This is a genomic window from Chryseolinea soli, assembly GCF_003589925.1.
In the GTDB taxonomy this organism is placed as follows: Bacteria; Bacteroidota; Bacteroidia; order Cytophagales; family Cyclobacteriaceae; genus Chryseolinea; species Chryseolinea soli.
In genome coordinates this window covers 8,139,089-8,153,160 of the sequence record NZ_CP032382.1, presented here as the reverse complement: position 1 = coordinate 8,153,160, position 14,072 = coordinate 8,139,089, and the positions used below count along the sequence as shown (strand labels likewise).

Genomic DNA, 14,072 nt, shown 5'->3' with positions numbered 1-14,072 from the left:
ACCTGAGCGCAATGGAAATCAGTGCAGCGGTTCGGTGTTTTAATATTTGAAGAAAATGTCCTGAAGTTGCTTTTTATCTTTTGTCCTTGTCAGGGCAAGCATTAACAAGACTCTGGCTTTTTGAGGTGTCAGATCGTCCGAGACAATGGTGCCCAATTCATCATCATTGATCTCGTCGTGAAGCACGACCCTGCCCGAAGGTGTCCGGCTGGCGCGGCAAACCGTAATGCCTGCCTTCACAGCGCGTTTCACACCCTCCATGTAGGCTTTGTTGAAGTTGCCGTTTCCCACACCGGCAATGACGATGCCGTCTACCTTTTTACCGATCAGCATATCGATCTGGTCAGCGGGGGCATCGGCATACATGTATACAATATCCACCCGGGGTAATTTTGTGTCGGTGGTTAACACAATTGGTTTTTTAGGATTCACTTCACGATCGGATGAAGAATAATACTCCACGCGGCCATCATAAGCCTGACCCACGGGGCCGGTATTGGGCGATCCAAAAGCATTGGTCTTGGTTGTGCTCAACTTCATAACTTCTCTCGCATCGTAGATCCCTTCATTGAAGCTCACCAATACGCCCCTGCCTTTGGTGGCTGGATTGATCGCTACGGTGATGGCATCATAAAGATTCTTTGGACCGTCCGCACTAATGGCAGTTGCCGGACGCATAGAGCCTGTGAGGACAACCGGTTTGTCGGAGGGAATGACCAGGTCGAGAAAGTAAGCCGTTTCTTCTTGCGTATCGGTGCCGTGTGTGACAACAATGGCATCCGCTTCATTTTTTGCAAAAATTTCATTGGCGCGAATGGCCAGTTTTTTCCAGATATCAATGGTCATGTCCTGGCTGCCAACCGAGGCGACTTGCTCGCCAGTGATGGTGGCAATTTTCTTTACGGAAGGTATACCGCCGATCAGATCGTCAATCGGAATCTTTCCGGCGGTGTAGCCGGCCCGGTCTGCGGCGGCCCCTGCACCGGCAATGGTTCCGCCGGTGGCTAAAATGATTACCCTGGGTAATGACTGCGCCTGAACTTGGGCAGTCAAGATCAAGAGTGTTAGAATGGTGAGTAGCTTTTTCATGATATGATTGTTAGGGTTTAGTTAGAGTAGAATGCCACATGGGCTATCGAGGATTTTTAATTCATTTTTTCATGCGCTGAGTTTTTAAGTTACAGCAGGACGGATTGTAGCAGCAGTCCAGCCAAGACCGAAGCGACGGTGGTGACAATGCCCGGTAGCATGAAGCTGTGATTCAATACATACTTGCCAATACGCGTCGTGCCCGTGCGATCGAATTGGATGGCGGTGAGCAAGGTGGGATAGCCCGGAATAAAAAAGTGGCCGTTGCAGGCCGGAAATATTCCGATCAGGTAGGCGGGCGACAATCCGAGCGAAAGGCCCAACGGCATGAGGGCCTTCGTTGTAGAGGCTTGACTGTACAACAACATGCTCAACAAGAATAGAGCAACCGCGAAAAGCCAGGGGTAAGCCGCCACCACTTCGCCCAGTGTATTTTTGATGACTTCAAAATTGTGATCCATAAAGGTGCTGCTCATCCACACCACCCCAAACACGGCGATCGTGGCCTGACCGCCAGAGGCAAACAAACTTGCCTTCGTCACTTTTGCTGCCGTCGTGTTGGCGAACAGAATGATCAATCCGGTGGCCGACAGCATGATCATCATGATCATGGAAGGCATCTGCAATCGCCCCGATGCATTTACAGCGAAGCCCGGCGTGAATCCTTCTTTACCGGAAAACTCGGGTAACAGATCCGGGAAGGATCCCAGGAGGACAACGGCCGATATCGCGAGCGCAAAAATGACGACCGACTTGATGGCCCCTGGGGCCAAGGTTGTGGTGGCCTGTTCTTCGTTGCCCTCAAGATTTTTTACAAAGGCCGGATCTTTCATACGCTCCAGGAATTCGGGATCTTGGTCGAGCTCTTTGCCGCGTTTCCAGACAAATAGAATCCCAACCAGCACACCGATCAGCGTCGAGGGTATAGCGATCAACAGAATTTGCGCGAGCCCGACACCGGTTCCTCCAAGCACCGAAAGCAAGGCTGCCGCTGCCGCCGATACCGGACTGGCCGTGATGGCCATGTGTGCAGCGGTCACACTCATGCTCATCGCGCGTTCCGGCCGGATCCTGTTCTTAATGGCGACCTCGGCGATGATGGGCATGATGGAGTAGGAGATGTGCGCCGTACCGGCAAAGAGCACAAAAGCATAAGTCACCAGCGGCCCCAGCAGCGTGATTTGGGATGGATGTTTGCGTAAAATTTTTCCCGCTACATCGACCAGGTAATCCATGCCACCGGCGGCCTGTAACGCCGCGGCCGAAGTCACCACACTGAGGATGATCAGCATGACTTCCAACGGCGGGTCGGAGGGCTCCACGCCAAAGGCAAAGATGAAGATGAGCAAACCCATCATTCCCATCACACCAAGCCCGATGCCCGACATGCGGGCGCCGATGAAGATGCAGGCTAACAAGATCGCCAATTGAACCAGGGGGGACATAGCGTATGGGTTAGTGTAGACGAAGTCAAATGGTTTTCAAAGCCAGCCCTTTCAAAAGAAGGCAAAGCCGACGTTCAGTGAGAAATACGATTGCGCTGACTTCAATTCACTGCCGGCTTGAAATCCTTGCATGTATTTTAGCGACAGGTGAATGGCCGTCATGTCTGTCATTTCATATTGCACACCGATCTCGGGTTGCAAGGCGAAGTTCCAGGCTTCCAATTCGATCGTATATAAATTCATGTCGGTATTGCGTCGCGAATACATCGTGCCGATGCCGAGCGTAACAAATGGTTTTAGTGGCTCTTCCGGGCTCAGAAAATAGGTGGCGGTAGCCAGCATGGGAATATTGTTGCTGTACCGGTATTGTTTTCCCGTCAGCGATATGTTGTCGACCGTGTAAGTATCCTTGGGCTTGGACTCGTAAAACGTGTTCATGCCCAGGGAGAAACCGAGCGCCATGTTGTCTTTCACGGTATAGCGATAGTCAAATGCGATCCCGCGAAAACTGGTTTTACCAATGAAGCTGTTGAGGTCTCCGGTGGGCTGGGCGATCGAATAACTGATGACAAAATTGTTTTGGGCCAATAGCGGCGTGCCGGCGCAAATGCCGAGCAGCGCGAGGATGATTATTTTTTTCATGGCGGAGGGCATTAGTTGGTTTTTAAATAGGGCGATTGTGCAAAAGCCTGGTGTATGGCGTCGGTGATGCGCGAGATGTCATAATAGCCCGTCAGCAATCCGTTGGAGGCCGCTACCCATGCAGCTTGCGAGCGATTGATCGGGCTTTCGCTTGCCTGACTGGGATCGGCAATCACCAGGATCATCGTCCCTGTGGTGTAACTGCTCACCGTGTAATACGGAGGATAATACCAGCCCCATCCGCCGTACCAACCACCATACCACCAATCATACCAATAGGTATAAAAGTACGTGGTCGACGAAATGGCCGCCGGTGTGAGCAGCACATCCGGATCTTCATCGATGTCCACACGGTCCCAACCGTAGGCTTCCATGTCTTTCTGTATGGCATCCAAAACGACGGTGGCAAATTTGTCCGGCATGTATTCGTAGGTGGTGTCGCCTTGTTTGATCTCGACGTCCACCACGATCTTGTCGGGCATGGCAAAGGTCGATTGTGATTTGAAATCATACTTCACATCGTAGCTCGTGGCCACAACGTCGGCATCGTTAACATACTCGGGGCCGTTGGGGTAGCAGGCCCCCAGCAGCACCATCATCGGTAAGACAGTAATTAATTTTGTTTTCATACGTAAAAATTGTTTAGAGTATATGTTCATATGGCCGGCACGCGCCGGACGAGTTATTCTTTATAATCCAAACCGGTATTGAAGACCGGCGATCACCTGCGTGCGCGATCCCAGGAAGCCGTATTCACACCGCACCATCCAATGCTTGCTGTATTGGAACTGCGAGCCGATCAGAAAATTCCACATGTCCTTGGGACGCTTGCTCAGCGAATATTGAACCGTGGCGTGTTGGTCATCGTTAAGGGCTTCATCGAGTCCGTTTAGAAAGCTGCCGGCGGCGTTGAGTGCGCGGTTGGCTGTTTCATATTTGGCGACGTTCACGGGGTTCTTTTGCTCCACGGGTGTGAGACCGCCCCACCAGGTGTCCACTTGCTGGCGGCCGTTACCAACTTTGGTGATTCCATTGTCGACACGGGTCTGTAGCCCGGAGACATCGATCACTTCATTCAATTGGATCGAACCGGTAGTGCCGGAGTTGAGGTGGAGCCTGAAGCCTCCGACCCATAGGGCAATGTTGCGTTCGGGTTTTTTGAGCTTAAAACTTTTGCCCAGACGGGGTCCGAACACCGTGGCAAAGGCAGGTTTCTCCAATTCGGGTATATCGCTCCAGCTGAAGTTCATATCGAGCGCCATCCACCCGCCCCCCACACCGATCGTTGGTGTCAATCCGAATCCCAGGGTGGACGCTTGGAAATTGGCCTTGGTGTTCATCGTCAGCACACTGTTCCAATTGCCATCGGCGTCCGGCACGTATACACTGAAGTCGACGGCGGTGGAAGGACTGGATTTGGCGAGAATGCCATAGATGTTCAAAAAAGGAAACAGCCAGATGTCTGGGCGAATATTCCAGCCCGATGCGTTAGACGTGGCGTTGTTGAAGCGCACGATCTCATCCAGGTTGTGTAGCGGGCCGTTGTTAAAACCAATTTCCAGGTTGTTGATCACCAGGTCGGACTCTTGCCACAGGTAGTTGATGCCGATCCCGGCGGAGTACGGCAAGTTGAAACCCAATGCGGCGGCCTTTTTGCCAAGGATGGGGAGTGCATAAGGGTATGGGGCGGCCTTTAAGCTATCGATCACGTCCGCGTTCTTCTTGCCGACAACTTTGTTTGAATAGACCTGTCCGTACACAGCGTTTCGGTCCGTACGACACCAGAGCACAGCAAGCAGACAGAAGGTTGTAAAGATCTTTCGTTTCATAGCGTTGTATTTAAGTCTACTTCATCCCGTTGCAGGTTTTTCAGAGTGTAAGAACATCGTATACTATCCTTGCAAAATATTGCCGTCGCTGGCGAAGTCGTCTGGAAATTCATGCCGGTCGATTTAGTTGATCAGTGACGCTCACGTGTCGGCATCGTTCATCTCCAACCCGTGTACGTCCATGCACGTTGCCGTAACATAGCTATCCATTAAGCCAAGGGTTTGAAAAGAACCTTTGATGACGTGATATTCATTGCTGTGCTTAAAAGTCTCGAGCTCGACATGCGATGACCACAGCATGAAAAGATGATAGACGTTGTTGTTAAAGACATCTAATGCCAGGTGACTCGAAAAGCAACTGTGGGGAAGCAGTTTGAAAACGAACCGGACCGTTTGCTCAAACTCCTTGTGTTTTTCCGTATTGATCGATCCGGAGATCTTAAACAAGCAGGGTTTGCTTTCCATAACGAATATGGTTCAGGCGTTTTGGGGGTTGTTAACAAAATCGGTAACGTGCGGCTATACAATCGCCATACCAAAACTTTCGTCATCGCCATCGTGTGGCTTGACAGCCTGCAAAAGCGCTTTATGTAAAATAAAGTTGTATGCGAGTGGGCCTTGGGTGATGATAGTGCTCACGATATTTCGTGAGCCTCACGAAATATCGTGAGCATTGTTATCGAATCGTTAAAGAAGATTGACGAGCGAGCGCTGGGTGTCACGCGCGGCTTAAAAAATCACAGCATCATTAGTGAATGAATAGACCGGCTGGATCCGGGAGCGATGTAACCAGAGGGGTTGAGATTTTGTAGGAAACGATCACAAGGAGCTGTGGTGCGGCAGATCGTCTGGAGAAGTTTCAAGATCCTCGGGCAAGCCAGGCCTTTTGATGTCGAGTTTTTTCATTTTCGAGCGCAACGTGTTGGGATGCATGGCCAGGATTTCAGCGGCACCATTTTCGCCGTTGATCTTCCAATGGCAGCGCTCCATCACCGAGATAATGTGATCTCTTTCAATGTGGCCGAGCGTGTGGTCGCCGGCCGGTATTTTGCTCACGGTTTCCTCCACCCACCAATCCAACTGCAGCGTCTTTCCCTGGCTGACAATAACCGAACGTTCAATGACATTCCGCAGCTCACGGATGTTGCCGGGCCAATCATAGTTCAGAAGATGTTCCAGGTTGGCCCGAGATATTTGCTCCAAATTCCGGTGATACGTTTTGCAATTCTGATCCATAAAATGATGAATAAGGAGTGGGAGATCTTCCTTGCGGTTGCGTAGCGGTGGAATGGTGATGGGGAACACGTTGAGCCGATAATACAAGTCGCTGCGAAAATTGCCTTGTTGTACTTCTGCGGAGAGATTCCGGTTGGTGGCCGCCAGGATGCGAACGTCTACCCGGATGGTCTTTTGCCCGCCGATGCGCTCGAACTCTCCATTTTGAAGCACGCGCAATAATTTCGGTTGCATGTCAAGGGGAAGCTCCCCGATCTCATCGAGAAAAATGGTTCCGCCGTCCGCCAATTCAAAACGCCCCTTGCGCGATTGTGCGGCCGAGGTGAAGGCGCCCTTCTCGTGACCGAACAACTCGTCTTCCATAAGTTCCTTGGGCAGAGCGCTGCAATTCACTTTTACAAAAGGTTTGTCGGACCGCAAGCTGTTGTCGTGTATGAGGTTGGCAAATAACTCTTTGCCTACACCCGTTTCGCCTTCCAACAGCACCGGTGCGAGCGTTGTTGCCACCTGTTCGGCTTTTTGAATGGCATAACCCAAGCCCTTGCTTTCACCGACGATCCCATGATTTTCAACCGGCGGTTGACGGCTTAACATGATTTGTTCCTTGAGCAACTCGTTTTTCAGTTTCTCCACCAGCGCACTTGCCTTTTCTTCTTCCGTAACATCCCTTCCAATACTCATCACGGTTTGAACAACACCCTGGGCATCGTTGATCGGAAAATTCGACCAGGCAATCACAAGCTCTTGTCCATCGTTTGCCTGGATCGGAGTCTTAACGACCGGCAGCGCAGTTTTCGGATGGCGGGCCTCCCGGACGAGGTTCCGCATATAGTTGCGGTCGGCAGGAGAAAGAAATTTGTCGAACCAGTTGAGCTTGAGTAAATCCGACGCACTCGAATAGCCCAGTAAACGGATGCAGTAGTCATTGACAAATGTGATCCGGCCATCACGGTCATGCTCCACGATCATAAAGGTGGCATGCTGCATAAACGAATCCCACTTCCCTTCGCTGAGCTGCAGGCTTTGCTCCAGGGCATACTTTTCCAGCAAGCCCGATGCTAAGCGTTGGCCCATGATCAACATAAACAAAAGCGCATGGAAATGCATGGGGAAAAACAATTTCAGGTTGGATATCACCGTGCGATCGCCGGGCGTCAGTTGGTTTAGGATGGCGAGCAAACACAAAACACCGTAGATCGCCATCACCATGGCCAGGGGATAGGCGCGTTTTTTTTGGTCGTTCACAAATTGCCAGCGCACGGCCAGGATCCCCAGCAGCAATGTGCAACCGAAACCTAACAAACTTACGATCGCCCAGGCGGGCTTCGTGGCGGGATCGGCCGTGAAATACATCGCGGCATAACAAACCACGACGATGATCCCGATCGCGTACGCGAGCCATTTTTTGGGATATCCGGAATACCCCAGAATGAACCAGGGCGTGAGCGCGTAGTAGGAAAAGATGAAGACTCTCTTTAGAAGAATGTTGGCAGGATAGGGGGGCACGTCATGGAGAATAAACCCGATCGGTGGTGTAAGAAAGAAGAACACCAGGGCAAATCCCATCAGACCGAAATACAAATAGGTACGTTCACTTTTCCTCACCGCCAGAAAAAGATAAATAGAACCCATGGCTAACGATACGCCAGCAGTAACAAGGCCGAAGGACGTGTAAAAAACTTCCATGTCGCGTTTGTTTGGTACTTGAAGCCGGTTACTCAAATCAACACCTGCTATCCATGAACTACTAGCGAAAGAAAGCTTGGACTACAATTCGCGAAGTAACCCTAAATGCGTGGTTGCGCCCGGAGGCTAGCGCTTCTCCAAATTCAACCTGTTGATCATTGGAATAGGATGACGTGAGCCCTGGTAACAACCCTTTCGAAGGTAGATAAAACAAGGCTGACAGTAAAGGTAAATGCCACACCGGTAGGCCCGTTTTACGGTAACATACGGTAAAACGAGAGACGTAAAACGGGGAGGAAATAAGGGAGGTCTATTTCGTCGTCCGGCACAAGTCCAAAATGGAATCTTTAAACCGGTCGTCGCTTTTTAGAATTCTAAAAAACTCATCGAGGTAACCGTGCATGTCTTCCAATTCATTTTTGGTGAAATGCGCGGCGTGTTGATCGATGATGGCATGCAACGCGGATTCTTTTTCCAAAAATTCTTTCCGAATCTCTTCCATGGCGGTTTTCGATTTGCAATAGCCGCGGTAAACGCGCTCGCGTGGATCGCCCGTTCCCAGGGTGGGCGCATTTTCGTGAGCATAGCCTGCATTCACAAACCCCGACATGTCAAAGTCGTAGGACAACGGAACGTATTTGCCGTTGACAAACATCGTATTGCTGTTGTGCTGAAAGACGGCAGACCAGTCGGCGTTGCCGATCATGTATTGAAAGAAATCGTTTCGTACCGATTGCTTTTCATCAAAAGATGCCGGGTTAATGCCCTTTGTTTCGACGATCTTGCCGTGACTGCGTTTGGCCACCATCGAATTGTCTTCCACAAAAAAAGACAACAGGTCATAGCTGCGGGGTTTCTTCCTTGAGATTTCGGTGACGTCGAGGTGGGCAAGCCGGGTCCTGAAATAGTAGGGGGAGAGGATTTGATAAAATTGATAGCAGAGATATTCATTGCGAACCAGGGTGTTCTTGTCCGACGACGTGTGACAAGGGAACACCAGCTTCAGGGCTTTGTTTCCCGCAAAAAGCGTTGATTCAACGTCCTTTTTGGCGAATTTCAGTTTCAAGGGAGGGAAGAAGCAATTGGCCAGTCTATAGTTTCCTCTTACCCGGGCTTGTACAGGTACAGTGATCCATTGATCCTGACCTTGCTCGTACAGAAACTTTCCGGCAACCAGCGTGGAATCATTTGACTTCTTTTTGATAGATTTGATTGAGCCGGTTATACGAACGTTAATCGCTTCCTTTGATTGAAAGAGTGGAACATCCTGGCCAAAGGAACAGGTGAAAACAATGACCAGGGTCATTATTAAACCGTAGCGCTTTTTCATGCCATGAAAATTTTGAACTTCTTCAATTTACGAACTTTTTTGGCCTTAGTCATCTCGCAGGTGGCGGCATTTTTGGCTATTCATTTCCAGATAAAATTTCACCTCGATCTCTTGTTGTTCGGCCTTTGCGTGGTTTTTCCCTTACATTTCTCTATGCAAGCCGCATTCAAGCGCCGTGACAAGGCACTGGAATATTTCAGTTTATTCAAAGGAGCGTCGATGGCGCTGCATTATTCGTTTCAGATCCCGGAAGACCTGCTTGCGGAAAAGAAAACCGAGGCGCGTCGGTTGTTGAAAGGCGTGGCTGCGCAGCTTATCGACCAGTTGGAGCATCGGACGTTGGGCTACGCACTATTGCAAAAAAAACTAAACGAAGTGTTCGCGTTTATTGAAACCAACCGCGAGGAAATTTCAAAACGCAACGTGCTTCGAACCATCCGCTACCTGAAGGATGTCACCGAGAGTTCCGTTTATTTGATCAGCCTCGTCCGTCACCGTACCATGATCGGGCTTCGGTTTTATACGATCTTATTCATCATCATTTTTCCATTGGTCCAGGCTCCAATCCTTCTGTTTCGCTTGGAGTCGCTGGTTCCGGCATGGGCCATTTATATTTTTCTGGCGCTCACCAGCCTGATCCTGGTAACCCTCAGTAACTTCCAAACGCTGATCGAATATCCGTTCGACAGCAAGGGTGTTGACAACATCCACGTGCGTGATTTTACTCCGGATATCTGATTGGCTATTTTTTCCGGGAGTCCTCAATTTGATGACTGACCAGCGTGGCAATAAAAATAGCGGGAAACAATTGACCCAAAAGCCCTTCGATCATAACCAAGATACGCGCCACCGGGCCCACCGCCGTGATATCCCCATAACCGATGGTGGTCAGCGTCACAAAACTGAAGTACGATAATTGTTTTAGTGCTTCGTCGTTTTGAATGGCTGCGCCGCCATACTGAAATGAACCAGGCTGAATAATGTATAGAGCGAGGTACATGGACGCCCAGATGTGGCCCAGTAAGATATAAGCCGCCACACCACCACCAATTTGATAGACCGTAGTAATTTGACTTGTAAAGATCTGACGGATGACCATGGTAATAATGTAGATCATGTACCCGGCGACCAGTATGGTATAAACTAAATTCAACGCTGGTCTTTCCTCGCGGATCATGACCACGGCTAATAGCAAGATCGCGGCAGCAATGGCATACCCCAACAATTTTCCGAACTTCGATAGGGTGGAAGATCGGATGGCAATAAGCGTAACGAAGAAGAATCCTGCTCGCACAATAAACTTGCTCTCCCAGAGGATCCCTTCGGAAAGCTGGCTGCTGATTAAGGTTATGGTAGCGATGACCAACATCCAGATAAATCCCTTGTCGTTTTTCCAGAGGTTGTCGATGGCGTTCATGGCAATCGCGTACGAGACGTACGGTAGGGGTTAGGGTTCAATGATGAAGGTACTCAATAAATTACTTCCCGATAACAACCGCCCTATTCATCCAACACCGTTTAACGGTTAACAGCTTCATTTAACGTAGATCGGGCAACAAATATGAGTACCTTGATAGACGTCAGCGCAATGGAGATAAACGTTCAAAAATAAAACTCATGAAAACAATACTATCCCTGGTGCTCGTTGCTGTTTGTGCAGGGGGAGCCTATGCACAAACCTCGGACGCCGAAGCAGATGCCATCGTCAATTTGCTACACGTACAGAAGCTGGAGATCATTCAAAAATTAGTGCCCGTTTCGGGAAAGGACTCGGTGGCGTTCTGGAAGATCTATAACGAGTACCAGGTTGCCGTCAAACCCGAGGCAAAGGCGAGGATACGACTTTACGAACGCACGGCGCAGGCCTACCAGCAAATGACCGCCGCCCGCGCCGATTCGCTCGCACAACAATACTTTGCAAACCGGATGAACCAGGAAAAAATGCTAGAACTCTATTACAAGAAAATAAAGACGGCCACCAATTCGGTGGTAGCCTTTGAATTTTACCAGGCGGAAATATACCTGCTCACGCAGATCAGGGCATCCATCATGCAGCAAATCCCAACCTACGGCGAACTGCAAAGCATCGCGAAGCGGAATTGACTGGATCGCTTCGTTTAATTTTCTGCCATCACGACGTCCCTAAAAAGCCTCCGCGAAATTCATAATAATGATCGACTGATCTTTGCTGAAGCTGATGTCAAGCCGGAGATTGATGTCATGCGCGCGATCGACCTGGAGTCGAAGGCCGAAGCCGTGGGTTTCGTGAAAGGACCCGATATTGATTTTGCTATACGCAGGAGCCACCTGACCAAGACCACCGAACAAGGTTCCGCCGATGATCCAAAAGATGGGAAACCGGAGTTCGACCTGCGAATCGAGCGCGACATGGTCGCGGTATCGTCCCAGGTAAGTCCCACGCATGAAGTAATCTCCTCCCAGGAAGGCCAGCGACTGAACCGGCACATCACCTCGCTTGGATTCGGTTCGCAGTTGTGTGGCCACCGTAAGTTTTTTTCGAAACGTGTGGTAGTAGCGCACGTCAAACTGAAAATAAGAATAGTTGAAGCGGCCACCCAGTGCAGTAGAGTAGCGCGTAAACCCCGCATCAACATACACCCCCGACTTGGCATTGAGCCGGTTGTTGCGTCCCTCCATGGAGAGCTTAATGCCCAGGCCGGTTTGTCTTCCCTGGTATTCCGTCAGGGTGGTGCCTTGTTGGTCGGTGCTGGAGCCATCGATCAAATTCACCTGGTAGTAGTTGAGATAATCGAAGACCGGCCCGAGATACCATTTTTTATAGACTTTGAACAGGTAATAGCTGTAACATTGGACGTTTGTCGTGTTGAGCGTACTTTCGTTTTCGAGGTCCGTGTCGTTGCCCACGCCATAAAAAAGAAGCGGATAATACGTATAGAGGATATCTGTTTTCCAGATCGCCTTGTTGTTATGCTGCATGATGTTGGACTCCAACACCATTTTGTATTGCGTATTCAGAGTGTAATATGCCAAAGCCGATATGCTGGACGCCTGCGTCACAGAATCGATGGTGTTTTTTGGTTTGACGGTGAAGGCATTGTATTTGCTGAGTCCAAAAAGCCAGTTGGTTTCCTTGCTGTATGAGCCGAACGGCATGGGAAAGTAAACCATGTACCATTGCATAAAAGCGTTTGCCTTGTTCAGCATCTTCATGGTATTGGACGTGTCTCGGGAATGGGACGCTGGTTTCAGTGAACGTTGTGGATAGACGTTTTTGTCAGATGCGGTTAGTCGCGCACGAAGGTCCATTGCCGGGGTGTCATAGATCCCGCGGGTTTCGGATGGCGTTTCGGTTGTCAAACCGGTCATGCCGGCGGGGTGGCCGGGCATGATGCTTTCTTGCTGGGCGAACGCGACAGCGAATCTTAAAAATAACAGGGCAAATGAAGGGAGTCTCATTTGTTTCTTTTTTTAGAGACAACCAAGGCACGGCCGGGCCGGCCATCTTTTCATGCGCGACGGCAATTCACGCGGCCACTAGCAAACGGAACGTGGTATAAACAGCAGTACTGATAAGAGAAACGTCTGTAAATTTTTGAAAACAGGGCGGTGAAATACCGTCAATAGAATAGGCCGATCGGTGAACGTGAAAGCCATACCTGAATCTAAACAAAACCAACGCCCTGGCAAAGCCGTTTGGGTGTTATCTTTAGATTTATCGTTGAGGAGTGCTCGACACCTTCGTTTGAACAAGCCGATGACGAAATGATTTCGTTGGTGGCGGACCTTCATGAAATTCGAAGCACGCTTTTATGGTGATGTCACGCATCTTTCGTATTTTACTTCTATCCTGTCCTTTCACTACGCTCGGTTCCAATTTTCGTCATTTTCGAAAGGTCAGATACATACACCCGGAATCGTCGTCCTTTCGAAGAAAGGAATGATGCACATCGAATGGACACAAATAAAAAACAATATCGGCTGGCGTCGCTTAAAACAAAGCGCTTCGGAATGGCGCTTGTCTTTTTGTTCGGCATCTCGACGGCGAGCTTTGGCCAGAATAAATACGCGATTGGATTTTTTCGAAGCTTCCCCACCGGCAAATTTAAATCGACCAGCCTGGACAATTCCGGCAGCTTTGCAAAAAACGGTTGGGGCGCCGTGTTCGAAGACAAAGTCCGGACGAATTCGTGGCCCGCGGGATTTTACATGCTCATCCACCTGTCGTATCAACAAAACCAACTCGACAACATGGCCTTGCAGGAAAACCTCACTGCATCGCTTGGCTATCGCACAGCAGTGGCCGAGGCAAACTACAACCCTTTGCTCGCCAGCCTTGGCCCGTACTTCGAGATCCTGCTCTCCAAAGCGACCTACCTGGGCATAAAGACCGGCATCGGTTTTATGTTCACCAACATCGACTCGTTTGTCATCAGCGCATACGACACGCAAGGGAACATGGTCTTCAACGAATTGCTCGATTTCAAGTCCTCGCCCAACTTTAGCTTTCTGCTTGGGCTGCAGTTTGGTGTGCGACTTTCCCGCAACGTGGAGCTCGGATGTTTTGCGGATTACTCTGCCGGCAGACAGCGGGTGAAGGCCACGATTGGCAACCTAAGCAACATACAATCTGATTTTAACCTGGCCTTCGTCAACACGGGATTGAATGTTACGGTGTCGTTTTGAATGCCGCCACAGCGGGAGTTTCAAAACCGATCGGTATAGTGCATTGGAGTAGCGGTGCCGTTATCAATGCTGTTTTCTTCTTTTTTACTGGAAAATATAACACTTCGGCTGAAACGATTTGAGGGAATAAATTTTAACTTTGAGAGGGTA

13 protein-coding genes are annotated in these 14,072 nt (G+C 49.8%); 3 read left to right on the top strand and 10 right to left on the bottom strand.

Translation table 11 applies throughout. From position 1 onward, the window contains the following. Positions 1-39: 39 nt before the first annotated feature. The 8 genes from D4L85_RS33880 to D4L85_RS33845 form a co-directional block, all read right to left on the bottom strand. Positions 40-1,089, bottom strand: a complete 1,050-nt coding sequence (locus D4L85_RS33880) for an asparaginase (protein ID WP_119758521.1) — start codon at positions 1,087-1,089, stop codon at positions 40-42. Between the two features lie 89 nt (positions 1,090-1,178). Continuing rightward, positions 1,179-2,534 (bottom strand): anaerobic C4-dicarboxylate transporter family protein, encoded by a 1,356-nt coding sequence (locus tag D4L85_RS33875; protein ID WP_119758520.1) that lies wholly within the window; start codon positions 2,532-2,534, stop codon positions 1,179-1,181. 51 nt (positions 2,535-2,585) lie between these two features. Then, entirely contained in the window at positions 2,586-3,176 is a 591-nt protein-coding gene (locus D4L85_RS33870; protein WP_160144195.1) for an outer membrane beta-barrel protein, read from the bottom strand. An 11-nt stretch (positions 3,177-3,187) separates the two neighbouring features. After that, positions 3,188-3,805 (bottom strand): DUF4136 domain-containing protein, encoded by a 618-nt coding sequence (locus D4L85_RS33865; RefSeq protein ID WP_119758518.1) that lies wholly within the window; start codon positions 3,803-3,805, stop codon positions 3,188-3,190. Positions 3,806-3,865: 60 nt separating this feature from the next. Beyond that, positions 3,866-5,005 (bottom strand): hypothetical protein, encoded by a 1,140-nt coding sequence (locus D4L85_RS33860; protein ID WP_228450721.1) that lies wholly within the window; start codon positions 5,003-5,005, stop codon positions 3,866-3,868. A 141-nt stretch (positions 5,006-5,146) separates the two neighbouring features. After that, positions 5,147-5,470: a hypothetical protein gene (locus D4L85_RS33855; RefSeq protein WP_119758517.1), complete on the bottom strand. Its 324-nt coding sequence runs from the start codon at positions 5,468-5,470 to the stop codon at positions 5,147-5,149. Between the two features lie 354 nt (positions 5,471-5,824). Next, entirely contained in the window at positions 5,825-7,927 is a 2,103-nt protein-coding gene (locus tag D4L85_RS33850; RefSeq protein ID WP_119758516.1) for a sigma 54-interacting transcriptional regulator, read from the bottom strand. A gap of 310 nt (positions 7,928-8,237) precedes the next feature. Then, positions 8,238-9,257, bottom strand: a complete 1,020-nt coding sequence (locus D4L85_RS33845; protein ID WP_160144194.1) for a hypothetical protein — start codon at positions 9,255-9,257, stop codon at positions 8,238-8,240. 153 nt (positions 9,258-9,410) lie between these two features. Here D4L85_RS33845 and D4L85_RS33840 point away from each other — a divergent pair, with 153 nt between their 5' ends. Then, positions 9,411-9,995: a hypothetical protein gene (locus D4L85_RS33840; RefSeq protein ID WP_160144193.1), complete on the top strand. Its 585-nt coding sequence runs from the start codon at positions 9,411-9,413 to the stop codon at positions 9,993-9,995. Positions 9,996-9,999: 4 nt separating this feature from the next. On the opposite strand, the gene D4L85_RS33835 is transcribed toward D4L85_RS33840, so the two are convergent. Beyond that, the gene (locus D4L85_RS33835) at positions 10,000-10,674 is read right to left on the bottom strand and encodes a potassium channel family protein (RefSeq protein WP_119758513.1); all 675 of its coding nucleotides are present in this window, start codon (positions 10,672-10,674) and stop codon (positions 10,000-10,002) included. 200 nt (positions 10,675-10,874) lie between these two features. Here D4L85_RS33835 and D4L85_RS33830 point away from each other — a divergent pair, with 200 nt between their 5' ends. Beyond that, positions 10,875-11,360 carry a hypothetical protein gene (locus tag D4L85_RS33830; RefSeq protein ID WP_119758512.1) on the top strand — a complete coding sequence of 162 codons (486 nt, stop codon included), beginning with the start codon at positions 10,875-10,877 and terminating at the stop codon, positions 11,358-11,360. A gap of 39 nt (positions 11,361-11,399) precedes the next feature. Here D4L85_RS33830 and D4L85_RS33825 read toward each other — a convergent pair whose 3' ends face one another. Continuing rightward, positions 11,400-12,695 (bottom strand): BamA/TamA family outer membrane protein, encoded by a 1,296-nt coding sequence (locus tag D4L85_RS33825; RefSeq protein ID WP_119758511.1) that lies wholly within the window; start codon positions 12,693-12,695, stop codon positions 11,400-11,402. A 552-nt stretch (positions 12,696-13,247) separates the two neighbouring features. Between D4L85_RS33825 and D4L85_RS33820 the strand changes: the two genes are divergently transcribed. After that, positions 13,248-13,922 carry a hypothetical protein gene (locus D4L85_RS33820; protein ID WP_160144192.1) on the top strand — a complete coding sequence of 225 codons (675 nt, stop codon included), beginning with the start codon at positions 13,248-13,250 and terminating at the stop codon, positions 13,920-13,922. The last annotated feature ends 150 nt before the right edge of the window (positions 13,923-14,072 follow it).

Excerpts from the sequence above, each read along its gene's own strand:
- D4L85_RS33880 (WP_119758521.1), bottom strand. The coding sequence starts at position 1,089 with ATGAAAAAGCTACTCACCATTCTAACACTCTTGATCTTGACTGCCCAA.
- D4L85_RS33875 (WP_119758520.1), bottom strand. The coding sequence starts at position 2,534 with ATGTCCCCCCTGGTTCAATTGGCGATCTTGTTAGCCTGCATCTTCATC.
- D4L85_RS33870 (WP_160144195.1), bottom strand. The coding sequence starts at position 3,176 with ATGAAAAAAATAATCATCCTCGCGCTGCTCGGCATTTGCGCCGGCACG.
- D4L85_RS33865 (WP_119758518.1), bottom strand. The coding sequence starts at position 3,805 with ATGAAAACAAAATTAATTACTGTCTTACCGATGATGGTGCTGCTGGGG.
- D4L85_RS33860 (WP_228450721.1), bottom strand. The coding sequence starts at position 5,005 with ATGAAACGAAAGATCTTTACAACCTTCTGTCTGCTTGCTGTGCTCTGG.
- D4L85_RS33855 (WP_119758517.1), bottom strand. The coding sequence starts at position 5,470 with ATGGAAAGCAAACCCTGCTTGTTTAAGATCTCCGGATCGATCAATACG.
- D4L85_RS33850 (WP_119758516.1), bottom strand. The coding sequence starts at position 7,927 with ATGGAAGTTTTTTACACGTCCTTCGGCCTTGTTACTGCTGGCGTATCG.
- D4L85_RS33845 (WP_160144194.1), bottom strand. The coding sequence starts at position 9,257 with ATGAAAAAGCGCTACGGTTTAATAATGACCCTGGTCATTGTTTTCACC.
- D4L85_RS33840 (WP_160144193.1), top strand. The coding sequence starts at position 9,411 with ATGCAAGCCGCATTCAAGCGCCGTGACAAGGCACTGGAATATTTCAGT.
- D4L85_RS33835 (WP_119758513.1), bottom strand. The coding sequence starts at position 10,674 with ATGAACGCCATCGACAACCTCTGGAAAAACGACAAGGGATTTATCTGG.
- D4L85_RS33830 (WP_119758512.1), top strand. The coding sequence starts at position 10,875 with ATGAAAACAATACTATCCCTGGTGCTCGTTGCTGTTTGTGCAGGGGGA.
- D4L85_RS33825 (WP_119758511.1), bottom strand. The coding sequence starts at position 12,695 with ATGAGACTCCCTTCATTTGCCCTGTTATTTTTAAGATTCGCTGTCGCG.
- D4L85_RS33820 (WP_160144192.1), top strand. The coding sequence starts at position 13,248 with ATGGCGCTTGTCTTTTTGTTCGGCATCTCGACGGCGAGCTTTGGCCAG.